The sequence below is a fragment of the Bradyrhizobium icense genome (assembly GCF_001693385.1).
GTDB classification, from domain to species: Bacteria; Pseudomonadota; Alphaproteobacteria; order Rhizobiales; family Xanthobacteraceae; genus Bradyrhizobium; species Bradyrhizobium icense.
Window position 1 is genome coordinate 7,680,419 of the sequence record NZ_CP016428.1, and the last position, 18,241, is coordinate 7,698,659.

The 18,241-nt window shown below is 63.2% G+C and carries 17 protein-coding genes; 9 read left to right on the forward strand and 8 right to left on the reverse strand.

Annotated elements, in window-relative coordinates:
• Positions 1-4: 4 nt before the first annotated feature.
• The 4 genes from LMTR13_RS35635 to LMTR13_RS35650 form a co-directional block, all read right to left on the reverse strand.
• Complete coding sequence (locus LMTR13_RS35635) at positions 5-1,876, reverse strand: AMP-binding protein (RefSeq protein WP_065731822.1); 1,872 nt, start codon at positions 1,874-1,876, stop codon at positions 5-7.
• A gap of 51 nt (positions 1,877-1,927) precedes the next feature.
• Positions 1,928-2,734: an enoyl-CoA hydratase/isomerase family protein gene (locus LMTR13_RS35640; protein WP_065731823.1), complete on the reverse strand. Its 807-nt coding sequence runs from the start codon at positions 2,732-2,734 to the stop codon at positions 1,928-1,930.
• A 157-nt stretch (positions 2,735-2,891) separates the two neighbouring features.
• A complete protein-coding gene (locus LMTR13_RS35645) occupies positions 2,892-3,650 on the reverse strand; it encodes an SDR family NAD(P)-dependent oxidoreductase (RefSeq protein WP_065731824.1) in 759 nt (252 codons plus the stop codon).
• A 69-nt stretch (positions 3,651-3,719) separates the two neighbouring features.
• Entirely contained in the window at positions 3,720-4,385 is a 666-nt protein-coding gene (locus LMTR13_RS35650) for a TetR family transcriptional regulator (RefSeq protein ID WP_156795915.1), read from the reverse strand.
• A 146-nt stretch (positions 4,386-4,531) separates the two neighbouring features.
• Here LMTR13_RS35650 and LMTR13_RS35655 point away from each other — a divergent pair, with 146 nt between their 5' ends.
• The 7 genes from LMTR13_RS35655 to LMTR13_RS35685 all read left to right on the forward strand — a co-directional run bounded on the left by LMTR13_RS35655 (position 4,532) and on the right by LMTR13_RS35685 (position 12,446).
• A complete protein-coding gene (locus LMTR13_RS35655) occupies positions 4,532-5,704 on the forward strand; it encodes an acetyl-CoA C-acetyltransferase (RefSeq protein ID WP_065731826.1) in 1,173 nt (390 codons plus the stop codon).
• A gap of 178 nt (positions 5,705-5,882) precedes the next feature.
• Positions 5,883-7,427: an acyl-CoA synthetase gene (locus tag LMTR13_RS35660; RefSeq protein WP_065731827.1), complete on the forward strand. Its 1,545-nt coding sequence runs from the start codon at positions 5,883-5,885 to the stop codon at positions 7,425-7,427.
• Between the two features lie 151 nt (positions 7,428-7,578).
• Positions 7,579-8,727 (forward strand): alpha/beta fold hydrolase, encoded by a 1,149-nt coding sequence (locus LMTR13_RS35665; RefSeq protein WP_065731828.1) that lies wholly within the window; start codon positions 7,579-7,581, stop codon positions 8,725-8,727.
• An 88-nt stretch (positions 8,728-8,815) separates the two neighbouring features.
• Complete coding sequence (mbfA, locus tag LMTR13_RS35670; protein WP_065731829.1) at positions 8,816-9,787, forward strand: iron exporter MbfA; 972 nt, start codon at positions 8,816-8,818, stop codon at positions 9,785-9,787.
• A gap of 166 nt (positions 9,788-9,953) precedes the next feature.
• Positions 9,954-11,426 (forward strand): amidase, encoded by a 1,473-nt coding sequence (locus LMTR13_RS35675; protein WP_065731830.1) that lies wholly within the window; start codon positions 9,954-9,956, stop codon positions 11,424-11,426.
• 126 nt (positions 11,427-11,552) lie between these two features.
• A complete protein-coding gene (locus tag LMTR13_RS35680; protein WP_156795916.1) occupies positions 11,553-12,071 on the forward strand; it encodes a hypothetical protein in 519 nt (172 codons plus the stop codon).
• A 21-nt stretch (positions 12,072-12,092) separates the two neighbouring features.
• Positions 12,093-12,446, forward strand: a complete 354-nt coding sequence (locus LMTR13_RS35685; RefSeq protein WP_065731832.1) for a nuclear transport factor 2 family protein — start codon at positions 12,093-12,095, stop codon at positions 12,444-12,446.
• A 157-nt stretch (positions 12,447-12,603) separates the two neighbouring features.
• Here the strand turns inward: LMTR13_RS35685 and LMTR13_RS35690 are convergent, their stop codons facing one another.
• Positions 12,604-13,692: a Zn-dependent alcohol dehydrogenase gene (locus tag LMTR13_RS35690; RefSeq protein WP_065731833.1), complete on the reverse strand. Its 1,089-nt coding sequence runs from the start codon at positions 13,690-13,692 to the stop codon at positions 12,604-12,606.
• 47 nt (positions 13,693-13,739) lie between these two features.
• Positions 13,740-15,521 carry an acyl-CoA dehydrogenase family protein gene (locus LMTR13_RS35695; RefSeq protein ID WP_065731834.1) on the reverse strand — a complete coding sequence of 594 codons (1,782 nt, stop codon included), beginning with the start codon at positions 15,519-15,521 and terminating at the stop codon, positions 13,740-13,742.
• 157 nt (positions 15,522-15,678) lie between these two features.
• Between LMTR13_RS35695 and LMTR13_RS35700 the strand changes: the two genes are divergently transcribed.
• Together LMTR13_RS35700 and LMTR13_RS35705 are read left to right on the forward strand one after the other, a co-directional pair.
• On the forward strand, positions 15,679-16,380 hold the full coding sequence (locus LMTR13_RS35700; RefSeq protein ID WP_065731835.1) for an SDR family NAD(P)-dependent oxidoreductase: 702 nt from the start codon (positions 15,679-15,681) through the stop codon (positions 16,378-16,380).
• A gap of 69 nt (positions 16,381-16,449) precedes the next feature.
• Complete coding sequence (locus LMTR13_RS35705; protein ID WP_065733243.1) at positions 16,450-17,280, forward strand: enoyl-CoA hydratase; 831 nt, start codon at positions 16,450-16,452, stop codon at positions 17,278-17,280.
• A gap of 64 nt (positions 17,281-17,344) precedes the next feature.
• Here the strand turns inward: LMTR13_RS35705 and LMTR13_RS35710 are convergent, their stop codons facing one another.
• Positions 17,345-17,965 carry a GNAT family N-acetyltransferase gene (locus tag LMTR13_RS35710; RefSeq protein ID WP_065731836.1) on the reverse strand — a complete coding sequence of 207 codons (621 nt, stop codon included), beginning with the start codon at positions 17,963-17,965 and terminating at the stop codon, positions 17,345-17,347.
• Positions 17,966-18,036: 71 nt separating this feature from the next.
• Positions 18,037-18,240 carry a DUF1127 domain-containing protein gene (locus LMTR13_RS35715; protein ID WP_065731837.1) on the reverse strand — a complete coding sequence of 68 codons (204 nt, stop codon included), beginning with the start codon at positions 18,238-18,240 and terminating at the stop codon, positions 18,037-18,039.
• Between the last annotated feature and the right edge of the window lies 1 nt (position 18,241).

Genomic DNA, 18,241 nt, shown 5'->3' on the forward strand with positions numbered 1-18,241 from the left:
GTTCTCATTGCTGCACAATCACGTCGTCTCCCGGCTTCTCGGCATAAAGCTTCTCTACCAGCGCGGCGCGGCGTTCGAGGCCGGCGCGCTGGTTGATGTAGCCCTTGTCGGTGAGTTCGTTGCCGTCGATCGAGGGCGGCTCGGCCATCAACATGGCGCGGGCAATCCGCATGCTGCTGCCGGTGGCGGAGGCGTTATGCGCTTCCAGGCCGCGCTTCAGGCAGACGATCACTTCGGGATGCCGGACGACATCGTCAAACGTCGCATCGGGGTTGCCGACGATTTGCCGGCATGCATGCAGATTGGGCCAGGCGAGCAGCCCGATGAACGGACGGTCCTGCCCCGTGACCAGAGCGTCGTGCACGACAGGCGACGCGGCCGCGATTGCATCGGTGCGTAATGAGCCGACATGGACGAAGGTGCCGGTCGTGAGCTTGAAATCCTCGACCACGCGGCCGGCGAAGACGATGCCCTGCAGCGGATCGTTCTCATCGACGAACACGCCGGCATCGCCGATGCAATAAAAGCCCTCCTGGTCGAACATCTTTTTGGTCAGATCGGGCTGGCCGAAATAGCCCGGCGTGACGTTGATGCCGCGCAGGCGCAGCTCGTATTTCGAGCCGCACGGCACCATTTTCAGCTCGACGCCGGGAAACGGCAGGCCGATCAGGCCGACACGCTCGGTGTCCCAATAGGTGCCTGTGGACGTCGGCGCGGTCTCGGTCGAGCCCCAGCCGGTGTAGAACACGATGCGCTCGCCGGTGGTCTTCACCGCCAGCGCCTGCATGCGGTCGTAGAGATCGTCCGGCAGCCGCGCGCCGCCATAGGCCATCACGGTCAAATTCCTGAAGAAGCTGCGGCACAGCGCGTCGTCCTTCTCCATGGCGGCAGCGAGCGCCGCGTAGCCAGCGGGCACGTTGGCATAATAGGTCGGCGATACCTCGCGGAGGTTGCGGATTGTCTCTTCGAGTTGGCCGGGCATCGGCCGGCCGTCGTCGATATAGAGCGTGCCGCCATCGATCAGGATCGGATTGAACGCGGCATTGCCACCCATGGTGTGGTTCCACGGCATCCAGTCCAGCACGGTCGCGATCGGCCCGTTCGGGTCGCGCGGACGCACCTGCATCATCATCGCCGCATTGGCGCACATCATCTCCTGCGTGTTGATGACGGCCTTCGGCATGCCGGTCGAGCCTGAGGTGAACAAGAGCTTTCCGACGGTGTTCGGCGTGATCTTCGCAATCGACTCCTCGACCGCGCTCGTGACCGGCGTTGCCGCGAGATCGGCAAAGGACACGCTCTTGATGCCAGCGCATGGCCGCAGGACGTGGACGACGGTGAGGCCGGTGAGATCGAGCGCCTTCAATGCCTTCTCGAAGGTCGGCCCGTCCTGCACCATCACGACCGCGGGCTTGATCAGGCCAAAGAGGTATTTGAGCTTGAGATGATCCTGGCTCATCAACGAATAGGCCGGCGATACCGGCGCCGCCGGAAGCCGCGCCTGCATCGCGGCCTGCGTCATCAGCGCGTGCTCGATCGAATTGCCGGACAGGATCGCGACGGGACGGTCCTCTGCGACGCCGAGATTGAGCAGACCCTGCGTCAAGCCGTCGACGATGCGCTTGGCTTCGCCATAAGAGACTTTGCGCCATTGCCGCTCCGGGCCGCCGCGCTGCGCCAGCCAGATGCGCTCGGGCGCCTCTCTCGCCCATTTCGAAAGCGATGCCGGGATATGCTTCTCGTAAGGCTGCAGCGGAATGCGCGACTTCAGAACGATGACGCCATCGGCACGACGCTCGACCGCGATGTCGCGCGGCAGCCATTCGATCTTGCGGAAGGCCGGCTTTGTCAGCACCTTCGCTGCACTCCCACTCATATTGCGTCTCCCGGAATTCGTCCTTTGCGGATCTCTTACGTCTTGTTCGTTCTACCGCCTGATATAGACAGGCTTTCGTTTCTCAAGGAAGGCCCTGATGCCTTCGTTGAAATCCTCCGAGCGGCTGCACAGCACCTGATTGCGATCTTCCATCGCGATCACGGCTTCGATCGAGCCGGCATCGACGCTCATGTTGAGGCATTCCTTCGACAGCCGTAAGCCCACCGGCGAGGCCGTCATCATCGCTTCCACATAAGGCGCGGCCGCTGCCTCAAGCTCGCCTTCCTCGACGACTTCGGAAACGAGACCGACGGCCAGCGCACGCTCGGCGCCGATGAAGCGGCCGGTGAGGATCAATTCGGAGGCGACGGAGACGCCAACCAGGCGCGGCAGGAAATACGAGGTGCCGATATCGCAGCCGCCAAGACCGAGCTTGATGAAGGCGCAGTTCATCCGCGCGGAATTCGTCGCGATCCGGATATCGGCCGCGAGCGCCAGCGCAAAACCGCCGCCGGCGGCTGCGCCCTGAATCAGCGCAATGATCGGCTGCGGGCAGCGCCGCATCAGCATCACGACGTCGGCAATGCGGCGCTGCGAATCGAGCGACTCGGTTACGCCGGGCGGCTCCTGCTGCCCGGCACGGCGCTTCATCGCATGTTTCAGATCGAGTCCGGCGCAGAACGAGGCGCCCGCGCCCTTGAGAACCACGACGCGCGTCGAACGGTTGCGCTGCAGGCCCTCGAAATAAGTGTTGAGGGCGTCGATCAGCGAGGGATCGAGCGCGTTGAGGCTATCCGGCCGATTGAGCGTGACCCAGTCGACCCCGTCACGATGTTCGATCAGCAGCGGGCTTGTCACAACGCGCTCCTCCTCACCGTCGTCCCGGCCAAGCGAAGCGCGAGCCGGAACACATAACCACAGCCATTCGTTGTTGCGCTACGCTGGGGACCCATCGCGCTTCGACGAAAGCGCTGTGGTTATGGGTCCCCGCGTTCGCGGGGGCGACCGAGTTTGCCTACCGGGGCGCCATGCGGATGGCGCCGTCGAGGCGGATGGTCTCGCCGTTGAGCATTGCGTTCTCGACGATGTGCACCGCGAGCGCGCCATATTCGTCGGGCTCGCCGAGACGGGCCGGATGCGGCACCTGGGCACCCAGGCTCTTGCGGGCTTCCTCGTTCAGGCCCATCAGCAGCGGCGTGAAGAAGATGCCGGGGGCAATCGTGTTGACGCGGATCTTCAGGCTCGCGAGATCGCGCGCCGCCGGCAGCGTGAGACCGACGATGCCGCCCTTGGAGGCCGAGTAGGCGATCTGGCCGATCTGGCCTTCATAGGCTGCGACGGAAGCGGTGTTGATGATGACGCCGCGCTCCTCACCGACCGGGGCTGCGGTGGCGAGCCGTTCGGAAAACAGGCGCAGCGCGTTGAAGGTGCCGATCAGGTTGACGTTGATGATTCGGACGAACTTTTCCAGCGGATAGACGCCATCCTTGCCGACCACGCGCTGCGAGCCGCCAATGCCGGCGCAGTTCATCAGCACGCGCGCGACACCATGAGCGGCTTCCGCCTTGGCGATCGCCGCCTTCATCTGCTCCTCGCTGGTGACGTCGGCATGCAGCGCGACACCCTTCACTTCGGCCGCGACCTTTTCGGCATTCTCCTTGTTCTGGTCGAGCACGCCGATCTTGGCGCCCTTGGCGGCCATGGCGCGGGCGGTCGCGGCGCCGAGGCCCGAGCCACCGCCGGTGATGAGAACGGCAACGTCTTTCAACTGCATTTTGAGGACCTTTCCTTGGGTGGTTTCTTCTCTAGATGGCGAATGGCGAGTGGCGAATGAATCCAATCGCTATTCGCTGCTCGCTATTCGCCCGTTCAACATGCCGCCGCAGATCAGCGCTTCCATATGCTTGATGTAGTCGCGGCAGACTTCGTCGGTGACCGGGCCGACCCCGGTCGCGCGCGACATCGCGTGGCGGCCGAAGAACAGATGATCGCAGGCGCCGATCAGGCTGGTGTAAAACATGACCGGATCGACCTTGCGGAACTCGCCAGCCTTGATGCCTTCATCGAGCAGGCGGCGGTGAAAGTCCAATAGCGGCGCGACAAAGAATTGCGAGACTTCGTCGGCGGCTTCCGGGCTGCTCTCGTGCAGGAGATAGTGGATCAGCCGGTTCATATAGGGAAACTGGTGATAGGCGCGGATGATGCCGCCGATATGCAGGCGCAATTTCGCGGTCGGCGAGATCGGCTGGCTGATCAGGTATTCGAGCCCCGACATCTCGGTCGCGGCGTCGCGCGCCAAGAGCGCCAGCAACAGCCCGTCCTTGTTGCCGAAATGGTATTTCACCAGCGCGGCGTTGACGCCCGATTTCTGCGCGATGTCGGCCAGCGACACCTCGATCGAGGCGCGCTCGATCATCAGTTCGCTGGCCGCGACGAGCAGCTTCTCCGCCGTGGCATTTCTGCCGCTCGGAAGCCTTGTCGGTACGCTGGTATTCAAAGGTGATCCCATTCCCCGCCCGATCGGAAATCTGGCCGCACATAAGCGCATGCCGCGGCTGCACTCAAGAGTTAATTGATTGATTGACTAAATCCCCAAGCGCCCCTTAAATCCGGCCCATCTTTCCAATCCACAAACAAGATTCAGGGAGAACAGACATGGCCGAGGCCTATATCGTCGCCGCCGCGCGCACCGCGGGCGGCCGCAAGGGGGGACGTCTCGCGGGCTGGCATCCGGCCGATCTCGCCGCTTCCGTATTGAATTCGCTGGTCGACCGCTCCGGCGTCGATCCCGCCCAGATCGAAGACGTCATCATGGGCTGCGTGATGCAGGCTGGCGAACAGTCCAACAACATCGCCCGCAACGCGGTGATGGCCTCGAAGCTGCCCGAGAGCGTGCCCGCCACTTCGGTCGACCGGCAGTGCGGCTCCTCGCAGCAGGCGCTGCACTTCGCAGCGCAGGCGGTGATGGCCGGCTCGATGGACATCGTGATCGCGGCCGGCGTGGAATCGATGACGCGGGTGCCGATGGGGCTTGCCTCGTCGCTGCCGGCCAAGAACGGTTTTGGCCATTACAAGAGCCCCGGCATCGAGGCGAAATATCCGAACATCGTGTTCAGCCAGTTCACCGGCGCGGAAATGATGGCGGAAAAGTACGGCCTCTCCAAGGACCAGCTCGACGAGTACTCCTACAACAGCCATCAGCGCGCGATTGCCGCGACGCAAGCCGGCAAGTTCAGGGGTGAAATCGTTCCGCTGCAGATCACGCGCGCCGACAATTCGACCGATACCCACCATATCGACGAGGGCATCCGCTTCGATGCCAGCCTCGACGGCATCAGGGGCGTCAAGCTGATCGCCGAGAACGGCAAGCACACCGCCGCCAGCGCCAGCCAGATCTGCGACGGCGCTTCCGGCGTGCTGGTGGTCAACGAGAAGGGCCTGAAGTCGCTCGGCGTGAAGCCGCTGGCGCGTATCCATCACATGACCATGATGGGCGGCGATCCTGTGATCATGCTGGACGCCCCGCTGCACGCCACCAAGCGGGCGCTGGAAAAGGCCGGCATGTCGATCAACGACATCGACCTGTTCGAGGTGAATGAAGCCTTCGCGGCCGTGCCGGTGGCGTGGCTGCAGACGACAGGCGCCGATCCGGAACGGCTCAACGTCAACGGCGGCGCGATCGCGCTCGGCCATCCGCTCGGCGGCTCCGGCACCAAGCTGATGACCACGCTGGTTAACGCGCTGAAGCAGAACAACAAGCGCTACGGCTTGCAGACCATGTGCGAAGGCGGCGGCATGGCGAACGTGACGATCGTAGAAAGACTGTAAGTCGCGCTCGTATAAAGCGCCACATCAATGGTGTCGTCCCCGCGAAGAGCGGGGACCCATAACCCAGGTGGCTGTGGCTTATACTGGGCTGGGGCTCCAGCCCATTTCAACAATCCAGTTCAGTGGTTATGGGTCCCTGCGTTCGCAGGGGCGACCACATTGTTCTTCGGGATTAGCAATGACCCATCCCTCCATCCACGCCCGCAACACACCGAACAAGATCGCCTATCAGATGGCGGGCACCGGCAAGGCGATCACCTATCGCGGGCTTGACGAGCTGTCGAACCAGGGCGCGCATCTGTTCCGTTCGCTCGGCCTGAAGGCCGGCGACCATATCGCTTTCCTGATGGAAAACCGCCTGGCGTTCATGGAGATCTGCTGGGCGGCGCAGCGCTCGGGGCTCTATTACACCGCGATCAGCCGCTATCTCACCGAGGAAGAGATCGCCTATATCGTGAGGGATTGCGGCGCCAAGGTCTTCATCACCACGCCGCAATGCGCCGACAAGGTGAAGGGCCTGATCAAGGGTGAACCCGGCGAGCCGCTGTTCTTCATGGTCGACGAGCCCGCGCCCGGCTTCCGCTCCTTCGACAAGGAAGCGATCGCGATGCCGGTGACGCCGATTGCGGACGAGGTCGCCGGCTACGACATGCTCTATTCTTCCGGCACCACCGGGCGGCCCAAGGGCATCAAGAAGGAATTCGAGGGCAAGGCGATCGACGTGCCGAACCCGCTTTTGAAGATTCTCTGCGCCGACATGTGCGGCATGTCGTTCGACAGCATCTATCTGTCGCCGGCGCCGCTCTATCATGCGGCTCCCTTGCGCTTCAACATGATGGCGATCACGCTCGGCGGCACCTCCATCATCATGGAGCATTTCGACGCAGAGGAATTTTTGAAGCTGGTCGAGAAATACAAGGCCACGCAGTCGCAGCTAGTGCCAACCATGTTCGTGCGCATGCTGAAGCTGCCGGACGAGGTGCGCAATCGCTACGACGTCTCGACGCTCAAGGGCGCAATCCACGCTGCCGCGCCCTGCCCGGTCGATGTGAAAGCAAAAATGATCGAATGGTGGGGACCGATCCTGATCGAATATTATGCGGGCTCTGAAGGCAACGGCGTCACGGTCTCGACCTCACAGCAATGGCTGACCCATCGCGGGACCGTCGGCCGCGCCGTCGTCGGCAAGGTGAAGATTTTGGATGAGAACGACGAGGAGCGGCCGACCGGCGAGATCGGCACGGTCTATTTCGCCGATGCGCCCGCCTTCACCTATCACAATGATCCGGAGAAGACGAAGAAGGCCTACAACGCCAAGGGCTGGTCGACGCTCGGCGACGTCGGCTATCTCGACGCGGAAGGCTATCTCTATCTCACCGACCGCAAGAGCTACATGATCATCTCGGGCGGGGTGAACATCTACCCGCAGGAGACCGAGGATGTCCTGATCACCCATCCTGCCGTCTCCGACGTCGCGGTGTTCGGCGTGCCGAACGAGGAAATGGGCGAAGAGGTCAAGGCCGTGGTGCAGCCGCACGACATGGCCAAGGCCGGCAAGAAGCTCGAGGCCGAACTGATCCTGTTCTGCCGTAAGCATTTGTCGCCGATCAAATGTCCCAGGAGTATCGACTTCGAGGCCGAATTGCCGCGCACGCCGACCGGCAAGCTAGTGAAGCGGCATTTGCGCGATCGGTATTGGCCGAAGCCGGCAGCGAAGGCGTAGCGCTTACCCTCCCCTCCAGGGGAGGGTACGCACATCGCGAGCAATGATCCGTCATGCCCGGGGCTTGTCCCGGGCATCTACGTCTTTACAGTCGCGCAGCACAAGAGGACGTTGATGGCCGGGATAAACCCGGCCGTGACGAGGATACACAATGCCCACCCTCCCCGAGATCCCGCTGCCCTCCTCCATCCGCTCGCGCTACGTCGACGGCATCAACGGCCTGCGCATGCACGTGCTCGAAGCCGGCTTCGAAACCCGCGGCCGTCCGTGCGTTTTGCTGCTGCACGGTTTTCCGGAGCTCGCCTTTTCCTGGCGCAAGGTGATGCCGGTTCTCGCGGAAGCCGGCTATCACGTGATCGCGCCGGACCAGCGCGGCTATGGCCGCACCACCGGGTGGGACCCGAATTACGACGGCGATCTTGCCTCGTTCCGGCTCCCCAATCTGGTGCGCGACGCGCTGGGGCTGGTGTCGGCGTTTGGCTACAAGAGCGTCGATGCCGTCATCGGCCATGATTTTGGTTCATCGGTCGCCGCATGGTGCGCCCTGATCCGGCCCGACGTGTTTCGCTCGGTCGTCATGATGAGCGCGCCGTTCGGCGGTCCGCCGTCACTGCCGTTCAACACCGTGGATGGCCCGGTCATATCAGCGGCAGAAGATCCTATCCATCGCGATCTCGCGGCGCTGCCGCGCCCGCGCAAGCATTACCAGTGGTATTATTCGACGCGCGAGGCCAACGACGACATGCACCATCCGCCGCAGGGCGTGCATGATTTCCTGCGGGCCTATTACCACCACAAGAGCGCGGACTGGAAAGCGAACCAGCCCCACCCGCTCAAATCCTGGACAGCGGACGAAATTGCGAAACTGCCGACCTACTACGTGATGGACCTCGCCAAGGACATGGCTGCTACCGTCGCGGAGGAGATGCCGTCGGCGGCAGAGATCGCCGCCAACAAATGGTTGCCGGACAGCGAGCTCGCCTTCTACAGCGCCGAGTACGAGCGCAACGGATTCCAGGGAGGCCTGCAGTGGTATCGCTGCGGCACCTCGGGCGTGTTCGTACCGGAATTGCAGACGTGGTCGGGCCGCGCCATCGACGTGCGCTCTGCCTTCATCTCGGGCAAGCAGGACTGGGGCACCTATCAGCGCCCCGGCGTCTATGAAGCGATGCAGTCCAAGGCCTGCACCAACATGATCGGCTGCCATCTCGTCGATGGCGCGGGCCACTGGGTGCAGCAGGAACAGCCCAACAAAGTGAGTTGGTTGCTGGTGCAATTCCTGCGAGGGGCGAAGGCGTAGACGAAAGCAGACCTTAGCCACGTGCGCCAATTGACCGCGGCAGACGCCAATATTAGAATAGTTCTAAACTAAGAAAAGGCGGCGTCCCGTGAAGAACTTCGCCGATCTGACCGAGCGCGAGGTGCTGGCCGTTGCGATCTCTTCCGAGGAAGAAGACAGCCGCATCTACATGACCTTCGCGGAGGACCTCGCCGAACGTTATCCGGATTCGGCAAAAGTGTTCGAGGAAATGGCCGAGGAGGAACGCGGCCATCGGCATCGCTTGCTGGAACTCTATGAGAAGCGTTTTGGTCCGCACCTGCCGCCGATCCGCCGCGAGGACGTCAAAGGATTTTTGCGACGTCGGCCGATCTGGCTGACCAAGAACCTGACGCTCGACGCCATCCGCAAGGAGGTCGAGACGATGGAGCTCGAGGCCGAGCGCTTCTATGCCAAGGCCAGCGAGCAGGCCGAGGACGTCGGCGTGCGCCGGCTGCTCGGCGATCTCGCTGACGAAGAAAAGAGCCACGAGCGCCTCGCGATAAAGCTGACTGACGACATCCTGAAGCCCGACGTGCGCGCCGAAGAGGACAAGACGCGCCGGCGCATGTTCGTGCTGCAATATGTGCAGCCGGGGCTCGCAGGACTGATGGACGGCTCGGTCTCGACACTGGCGCCGCTGTTCGCGGCAGCCTTTGCCACGCACCAGAACTGGCAGACGTTCCTGGTAGGACTGGCCGCCTCGATCGGCGCCGGCATCAGCATGGGCTTTGCCGAAGCCTTGTCCGATGACGGCTCGTTGACCGGGCGCGGCTCGCCCTGGCTGCGTGGCATCACCTGCGGATTGATGACGACGCTCGGCGGCATCGGCCATACCCTGCCCTATCTCGTTCCCGACTCCTGGCCGAATGCGTTCTGGATCGCGACCGCGATTGCCTGCATCATCGTGTTCTTCGAACTGTGGGCGATCGCCTTCATCCGCGCGCGCTACATGGACACGCCGTTCCTCCAGGCCGTCTTCCAGATCGTGCTCGGCGGCGCCATCGTGCTCGCAGTCGGAATATTGATCGGTGCGGCTTAACGCGCGATGGCCTTGAGTCAAACGCTGGCAGTATCATTCCTGAGATGACGTTTTCTCAGGAGCGTACCCGAAAGGGCGGACCGCGCTGTGCAGCCATTGCTCTTGCCGCGCGTGCCCAAACTGAGCATCATCCCGGCCGCATTGAAAGACAGACCGGGAGTACGCCTTGGCCAAATCGCAATGGAGTTTCAAGACCGCCGTCGAATTGTCATCTGCGCTTGCTGACAGGAAAGTCTCGGCGGTCGAACTGGCCGAGGACGCGATCAGCCGGATCGAGCGGCATGACGTCAAGATCAACGCGATCTGCGTTCGCGATTTCGAGCGCGGCCTTGCCGCCGCACGCGCCGCCGATGCCGAACTCACACGCGGCGTGAAGAAGCCACTGCTCGGTATTCCGATGACGGTGAAGGAATCCTTCAACATCGCGGGATTGCCGACGACCTGGGGTATTCCGGCGCAGAAGGATTTCACGCCGACGGAAGATGCGCTGCCGATCATCCGCGTCAAGGACGCCGGCGGGGTGATTCTCGGTAAGACCAACGTGCCGCTCGGGCTCGGCGACTGGCAGAGCTACAATGAGATCTACGGCACCACCAACAACCCGTTCGACCTCAGCCGCACGCCGGGCGGTTCTTCCGGCGGCTCTTCGGCGGCGCTCGCCGCGGGCTATGGCGCGCTCTCGCTCGGCTCCGATATCGGCGGCTCCTTGCGCGTGCCCGCGTTTCACTGCGGCATTTATGCGCATAAGCCGACCTTCGATCTCGTCGCCATGCGCGGCCATACGCCGCCGCCCCTGCCGCCACTGCCATCCACACGCGATCTCAGCGTGATCGGCCCGATGGCGCGTTGCGCGGCCGATCTCTCGCTGCTGCTGGACGTGATGGCGGGTCCCGATCCGCTGGAAGCAGGCAAGGCCTATCACCTCGCGCTACCCCCGCCACGCCACACGGAGATGAAGAATTTCCGTGTGCTCCTGATCGATACCGATCCGGTGATGCCGACCGGTAGCGTGGTGCGGGGCACGTTGGAGACGTTGGCAGGCAATCTAGGCAAGGCTGGCGTCAAGATCGATCGCAGCAGCCCGTTGTTGCCGGATTTCGCCGCATCGAGCCGACTATACATGCGAATGCTGATGTCGTTCCTCGCCGCGTCCTTCACGGCGGAATCTTACATCGGCGCCAAGGCTGCCGCCGCCGCGCTATCCGTCGAGGACAACAGCCTTGGCGCCGAGCGCCTGCGCGGCATTGCGCTCAGCCACCGCGACTGGCTGATGGCCGACGGCGGCCGCTCGCGCCTGCGCGCGCAATGGCGTGAGCTGTTCAAGACCTACGATGCCGTGATCTGTCCGATCATGCCGACGCCGGCCTATCCGCACGACCATTTGGAGGATCAGGAAAAGCGACGCATCAGGATCGACGGTAAGGATTACGTCTATCCTGACCAGCTCTCCTGGCCCGGCATCGCCACCCTGCCCGGTCTGCCCTCGACCGCACTACCGACCGGCTTTTCACCGGATGGACTGCCTGTCGGTGTACAGATCGTCGGCCCATGGCTGGAGGACCGCACACCGCTGAAGCTGGCCGAGCTGATCGAGCGCGAATTCGGAGGCTTCAAGCCGCCGCCGATGTTTGATGATTGAGACCCCTCGTGCCGGGGAGCTGCGCGCAAGCGCATCTCCTCGCCGGGAGGGTGAAGCGGTATCGTTGAAAGCGCCATGCGGACTTTCATTCGAAGCGTGATCGCCGTCGTAGCCGGCTTCCTGCTGATGTGGCCGCTTGGCTATGCCTATGCCGCGCTGGGCTGGCCAACATTCCATGTGTGGGGACTGATGCATGGCACCTTTGTTGCGGCCTGGCCTACCCTGTCGATCCTGGCATTCCTGGCACTGGGGTATCTGCCGCTTTTCCGGCGCACCGACGACACGGCGCTTCTGATCGCCGGCCTTGTTTGGGGTCTGTTGCTGGCCACCGGTTTCAACATCCGCCACGCTCTCGGCTTTGCGATCGCTTATGGCCTGCTCAGCGCCACGACCGTTGTCGTTGCAGTACTATGCATCTTTGCCAAACACCGGCTCCGTCTGGCATTCCTGGTGATATCGCCGCTTGTTTTCCTAAATCTGGATATTCTGCTGGCGCCACCCGCGCTTGAACAGTTCCTGTCTCGAGCCATCTTTGATCTCAAGGCGCTCTTGCCGCCCGTCGCCTTCTCGCTTGCGGGTTACGTGCTTGGTTCGCTCGCCCGCATCGCGATCAAACGCTGGCCGAGAACAGCGGCTCTGCACTGAGAACAAGAACCGGAGGAAATCATGAACAACGACCTCGCCGAGCTGACAAAGCTCAACCTCGACTATGTCGCGTCCGTGCAGAATTCCGACGTCAAGCGCTTTGACGAAATCCTCGCAGCCGATTTCTACTGCTCCAATCCCGACAAGTCGCTGGTCGATCGCGCCGCATTCCTGCAACAGACCGCAAAGCCGGTCGCGATCAAAAACCTGCGCGCGGAAGACGTGAAAATCCGTGTGCTCGGCGACTTCGCCATTATCCATGCCGCGACGAGCTATACAACCGCGGACGGCCAAGAGGCTCATGGGCGTTATACCGATTGCTGGGCGAAGCAAAATGGCAAGTGGCTTGCCGTATCGGCGCATGTGTCGCGGTAACCAATATCCAACCCCGCGTCGTCCCTGCGAAAGCAGGGACCCATAACCACCGAGAGCAGTTGGGAGTGAAGCCGTCTCACCTTGTGCCCATTCCGCAGGCCGCGGCATATGGGTCCCTGCTTTCGCAGGGACGACGGATGCAACCGCGAACTACGCCTCACGCATCAAACACAATCACACTGCGTAGTGTCTTGCCGGCTTTCATGTTGGCAAAGCCCTCGTTGATCTCGGCGAGCTTCAGCTTGGCCGAAATCCAGTCTTCCAGATGCAGTTTGCCCCGCATGTAGAATTCGACCAGGCGGGGCATGTCGACGCGGAAATGGTTGGAGCCCATCGACGAGCCCTGGATGCGGCGCTCGCGCAGGAAGTCGAAGCCGTGCAGTTCGATCTTCTGGCCGAACGGGATCATGCCGACGATTGTCGCGGTGCCGCCGGCCGCCAGCATCGCAAAGGACTGTTCGGCGGTCTCCTTGCGGCCCAGCACCTCGAAGGAGTGATGCACGCCACCACCCGTCAGTTCGCGCACCTGCTGCACCACGTCGCCGCGAGCGGGATCGACGATGTCGGTGGCGCCGAGCTTGGTCGCGAGCTGCAGCTTGGCCGGATTGGTATCGATTGCGATGATGCGGCCGGCGCCGGCGATCGCGGCGCCATTGATCGCGGCCATGCCGACGCCGCCGCAGCCGATCACGGCCACCGTTTCGCCGGCCTGAACTCTTGCGGTGTTCACCACCGCGCCGTAGCCGGTGATGACGCCGCAACCGATCAGGGCCGCGAGCTCCAGCGGCATGTCCTTGCGGATTTTGACGATGGCGTTTTCGTGCACCAGCATCTGCTCGGCGAACGATGATAGATTGAGGAACTGATGCAGCTTCTCCTCGCGCGCCCACGACAGCCGGTTGGACTGGCCGGGGAGCATCTTCACCGTCGTGTCGGTGCAGAGCACGGTGCGACCGGTGGTGCAATTGTCGCAGGTGCCGCAGAAAACCGAAAGACACGTCACGACATGATCGCCGGGCTTTACGTAGGTGACGTCGGAGCCGACTTTTTCGACGACACCCGCGGATTCGTGGCCGAGCACCGCGGGCAACGGATGGGGATAGAGCCCCTCCATGAAGTGCAGGTCCGAATGACAGAGGCCTGCGACGCGCGTGCGGATCAGGACTTCGCGCGGGCCGGGATTCGGCACGCTGACATCCTCGATCACCAGCGGCTTGTTGACTTCATGCAAAACGGCGGCCTTCATCGGTGCTCCCTCTGTTTCTGCTTTTTTTGAACCATACTGACGGCAGCCTACGCTGCGACAAGCAATTCGCCAACCTCGGCCAGGCCGACGCTGCGTTCGCCGAGCAGATGGCCTGATATCGCGCGCTGGGTGACATTTTCCGCAAGCCGGAACGGGTCGCCCGGCGCGATGCGGTGGTCGACCACCATGCGCGACAACAATAACCGCCTGGCGTCGCCGCGCATGTCGTGAATGCGCCCGCCCTCCCAGGCCAGCGCAACGGCGCTCGCGACATGATAGAGTAGGCTGGTGGCACGCCGGGCGTCGCCCTCATTGTCGCTTCGGCTCGCCACTTCGCGGGCAAAGCCGACGGCGCGGTCGGTCAGTTCACGCAGGCGATTGCGCCAGGCCTGCGGCACATTGGTGCTGTCATCGAGCCGGGCGTGCAGATCGGCGGCGAGGGCTGCATCGGCGCCGTGGCGGCCGACCGCGCGCGTCAACGCGTCGATCGCGACGATGTTGCCGGTGCCTTCCCAGATCGAGCCGAGATGCGCGTCACGCAGCAGGCGGGCGGTGGCAAATTCCTCGATGTAGCCGATGCCGCCGCGCATCTCCAACGCGTCCCCGCAAACCTTGCGCGCATCGCGCGTGGCGCGGAATTTCAATGTCGGCGTCAGGATACGCAACAACGCCGCCGCGTCCTGGCTGCCCGCTTCCGCACGATCGAGCGCGTCGGCCGTGAGAAAACTCATCGACAGCGCCTGCTCGGTCGGCAACATGATCTTCATCAACTGCCGCCGCGCCAGCGGCAGGTCGATGATCCTTTGACCGAACACCACGCGGTTTCGCGCGACCGTCATCGCGTCATGGTGCGCACGCCGCATCAGCGCGGTGGATTTGACGCCATTGGAGAGCCTGGACGAGTTGACCATCTCGGCCATCTGCACGAAGCCGCGGTCGAGCTTGCCGACCGCATAGGCCATGGCGCCCTCGAATTTGATCTCGCCTGACGCCATCGACCGGGTGCCGAGCTTGTCCTTCAAACGCACGATCCGGTAGTGATTTTGCGAGCCGTCGTCGAGAAAGCGCGGCATCAGGAAAAGACCTACGCCACGCGTGCCGGGGCCTGCGCCCTCGGGGCGCGCCAGCAGCATCACCACCTTGGCGTCGGCGTTGGAGCAGAACCATTTCTCGCCATAGAGCCGCCAGTGGCCGCCTTCCTGCACGGCCCTCGTCGTCAGCGTGCCGACATCGGAGCCGCCTTCCTTCTCGGTCATGAACTGGCCGCCCTGCGTCAGCTTGCTCATGTCGGTCTGGGTCAGGCCGTCGAGATATTTTGCTTTCAACGCCTCGCTGCCGAAATTGTTGAGCAGTTTTGCGCAACCGTCCGTGACGTTGATCGGGCATCCAAGCCCGAACTCGGTCTGATTGAACAGGAACGTGAAGGCGTGCTTGGCGACGACAGGGTATTTATCCGGCCAGCCCATGATGCCCTTGCGGATCGACATCGCGTGAATGCCGAACTCGCCGAACGCGACCTTTTCCAGCTCGCGATAGGCCGGGTGATATTCGATATACTGGATATCACGGCCGAACTTGTCGCGCTGATGCAGCACCGGCGTATGCCGGTCGGCAAGCCGCGCGCATTCGTCCAGATAGCCGCCGGCCAGTTCGCCCAGCCGGTCGAGATGCGGCTCGATATGGCGAAACAGCGCGTCGGGCAGATGCAGGCGAAGCAGATCGGTCAATGCCGGATCGGCGCGGTAGAAATTCATCCCCGTCGTGTCAGGCGCGAGCAATCCCGGTTGACTGGCTGACGTGGCTGCACGGTCCTGCATGAGTGGATGCATTTTTAGCCCTTGTTCGTTCCGCCCGATATTGATCAACTATCGATAACGCGGGCGGACGGGCCGTCAACAAGCATAATTGGAGGGCCGCCATGGCGGACGATTGCCAGGCGGAATCCGGTTCCTAGATACCGAGTCCCACCACCCGAGGACTGCGCCCATGGAATTACCAAAATACAAGATTGCCCTGATCGTTGGCGTCGGCGAAGGACTGAGCGCATCGCTGGCGCGATTGTTCGCACGCGAAGGCATCAAGGTTGCACTCGCCGCGCGCAAGATCGAGAAGCTCGGCGCGCTCTGCACCGAGACCGGCGCCCGCGCTTTTGCCTGCAACGCCACCGAGGCAGAGGAAGTCGAACGTCTCTTTGGCATGGTCGAGCGCGAGATCGGCACACCCGACCTCGTCGTCTATAACGCCAGCGGCCGCGCCCGCGGCGCCTTCACCGATCTGGTTCCGGCCGAAGTTGCGAGCGCGATTGCAGTCTCGGCCTTCGGCGGATTTCTGGTGGCGCAGCAGGCGGCAACACGCATGCTGCCCAACAGGCATGGTGCGATCCTGTTCACCGGCGCGTCCGCCAGCGTGAAAGGCTATCCGCAGTCGGCGCCGTTCGCGATGGGCAAGTTTGCGCTGCGCGGGCTGGCCCAGAGCATGGCGCGCGAATTGTCGCCGCAGGGCATCCATGTCGCGCATTTCGTCATCGACGGCGGCATCCGCAGCGCTGCGCGCGCGGAACCTGCCGATCGCCCGGACTCGATGCTCGACCCCGACGCGATTGCGCTGAGCTACTGGAACGTGCTGCAGCAGCCGCGCAGCGCCTGGACCTGGGAAGTGGAATTGCGGCCCTGGGTGGAGAGGTTTTGAGACAAGGCCGTCATTCCGGGGCGCATCGAAGATACGAACCCGGAATGACAGATCAACATGGGAAACGACATGACCACCGAAACCAGGATCGACACCGGCACCGACGAACTGCTCTGCGTGATCCGCGACCATGTCGCAACCATCACGCTGAACCGCCCCGAAGCGCGCAACGCGTTCTCTGATACGCTGACGCCGGCGCTTCGCAGCATGATCAAGAGCTTCGGCGAGAACCCCGAGGTCGGTGCGCTCCTGCTGACGGGCGCGGGCACCGCGTTCTGCGCCGGCGGCAACGTCAAGGGCATGGGCGCGCATCGCGACAAGAAGAAGTTAGAGATGTCCTATGACGAGAAGGTCGCCGACCTGCAGGAGCGGCAGCGCCTGCTGACCGGCGCGCTGGCCTCGGTGCGCAAGCCGACGATTGCGGCGCTGCCCGGCCCTGCGGTCGGCGCTGGCCTCGCGCTCGCGCTGGCCTGCGATATCAGACTAGCGGCGCAATCCGCCTTCGTCTCCACCGGCTATGTCCGCGTCGCGCTCTCCGGCGATTACGGCATCGCCTGGCTGCTGACGCGGCTGGTCGGCACCTCGCGGGCGCGGGAGCTGATGTTTACCGGCGATAAGGTCGATGCCGCCCGATGCGAGGCGATCGGCCTCGTCAACCGCGTGGTGCCCGACGACAAGCTGCAGGCCGAGGCTTTTGCGCTCGCCAGATCCATGGCCGAAGGCCCGACGCTCGCGCTGCGCTACATCAAAGACAATCTCGACGAAGCGCTGCAATTCGACTTCGCCACTGCGCGCGACCACGAAGCCGAGCGCCTCGTCCGCCTGACCACCACCGCCGATCACAAGGAAGCGGTGCAAGCCTTCATCGACAAGCGCAAGCCGGTGTTCAGGGGAAGCTGAGTTCCTTTTCCGCGGGTAGCGGAAAATCGCCCGGTTCTGGTGCGGCCAGAACCGGGCTCAGTGATCAAACCGCAAGCGAGGACATGGCGCTGGGAGAGACGGCGGCGAGCCGCCAACTGGCGCATGGGATTTCCTGCGGTTCGACGTGGATGTCTTTCTGAAAACGCGTCAGCCTCCAGTCGCCGGGCGTATTGCTGAAGGCGTAGCCGGCCTTGCGGGCGAGCGCGATCATGGCGTCATTGGAACGCAGCGTGTCGCCGAAGATGCGCTCGGCGCCGAATGAAGCCGCTCGGCATTCGAGATTTTTCAACAGCGCCTTGCCGATGCCGTGGCCCTGCCAACGATCATCGATCGAAAGGCCGAATTCGATCGAGACAGTCTCGCTGTCGAAAGCATAGCGCGCTTCGCCGACGATGGTCTCGCGACCATCGACCGGCACGGTCGCGACCACACTGAACCGATCCGCTTCGCCGACGTGGATGAAGCGCTCGAGTTCGGACGCCGGCAGTTCGCTGGCCGCGCCGAGGAAACGGTTGTAGCGGGACCGCGTCGAGAGCCCGCGGAAATAGTTCTGCAGCGTCTCGGCATCGCGCGGCTCGACGAAGCGCACGGCCACGGCCTGGCCATGTCGCGAGCGCAGCTCGTCCGAATACTGCCTGAGATCGTCGAAACGGAGCCTGGTCATCGCGCGCTCCCGCCGTTCCTCATGAAAATGGCCGGCGCCCCTCCTATGAGGCGGCGCCGGCCGGCTGCCACTCAAGCCCGCCAGAACGGCTTTTCGGCCTCGTAGGCGACGTCGCTCCAGGAGATGCCGATGTCATGCAGCTCCCGCTCCGACCACCTGGCCAGTTCGCGGCGCGACTGGTAGCGCTGCCGCCAGACATGGATGGTCTCGGCCAATTGGCTCAAAATCCCCGGCCCATGATGATTTATCATCGATTCATGCGTGTAAGTGGACATT

Bases quoted from the DNA above. Each gene is read 5' to 3' on its own strand.
- LMTR13_RS35635 (WP_065731822.1), bottom strand. From the start codon at position 1,876: ATGAGTGGGAGTGCAGCGAAGGTGCTGACAAAGCCGGCCTTCCGCAAG.
- LMTR13_RS35645 (WP_065731824.1), bottom strand. From the start codon at position 3,650: ATGCAGTTGAAAGACGTTGCCGTTCTCATCACCGGCGGTGGCTCGGGC.
- LMTR13_RS35650 (WP_156795915.1), bottom strand. From the start codon at position 4,385: ATGGGATCACCTTTGAATACCAGCGTACCGACAAGGCTTCCGAGCGGC.
- LMTR13_RS35655 (WP_065731826.1), top strand. From the start codon at position 4,532: ATGGCCGAGGCCTATATCGTCGCCGCCGCGCGCACCGCGGGCGGCCGC.
- LMTR13_RS35660 (WP_065731827.1), top strand. From the start codon at position 5,883: ATGACCCATCCCTCCATCCACGCCCGCAACACACCGAACAAGATCGCC.
- LMTR13_RS35665 (WP_065731828.1), top strand. From the start codon at position 7,579: ATGCCCACCCTCCCCGAGATCCCGCTGCCCTCCTCCATCCGCTCGCGC.
- LMTR13_RS35680 (WP_156795916.1), top strand. From the start codon at position 11,553: ATGTGGCCGCTTGGCTATGCCTATGCCGCGCTGGGCTGGCCAACATTC.
- LMTR13_RS35685 (WP_065731832.1), top strand. From the start codon at position 12,093: ATGAACAACGACCTCGCCGAGCTGACAAAGCTCAACCTCGACTATGTC.
- LMTR13_RS35690 (WP_065731833.1), bottom strand. From the start codon at position 13,692: ATGAAGGCCGCCGTTTTGCATGAAGTCAACAAGCCGCTGGTGATCGAG.
- LMTR13_RS35695 (WP_065731834.1), bottom strand. From the start codon at position 15,521: ATGCATCCACTCATGCAGGACCGTGCAGCCACGTCAGCCAGTCAACCG.
- LMTR13_RS35700 (WP_065731835.1), top strand. From the start codon at position 15,679: ATGGAATTACCAAAATACAAGATTGCCCTGATCGTTGGCGTCGGCGAA.
- LMTR13_RS35705 (WP_065733243.1), top strand. From the start codon at position 16,450: ATGACCACCGAAACCAGGATCGACACCGGCACCGACGAACTGCTCTGC.
- LMTR13_RS35710 (WP_065731836.1), bottom strand. From the start codon at position 17,965: ATGACCAGGCTCCGTTTCGACGATCTCAGGCAGTATTCGGACGAGCTG.
- LMTR13_RS35715 (WP_065731837.1), bottom strand. From the start codon at position 18,240: ATGTCCACTTACACGCATGAATCGATGATAAATCATCATGGGCCGGGG.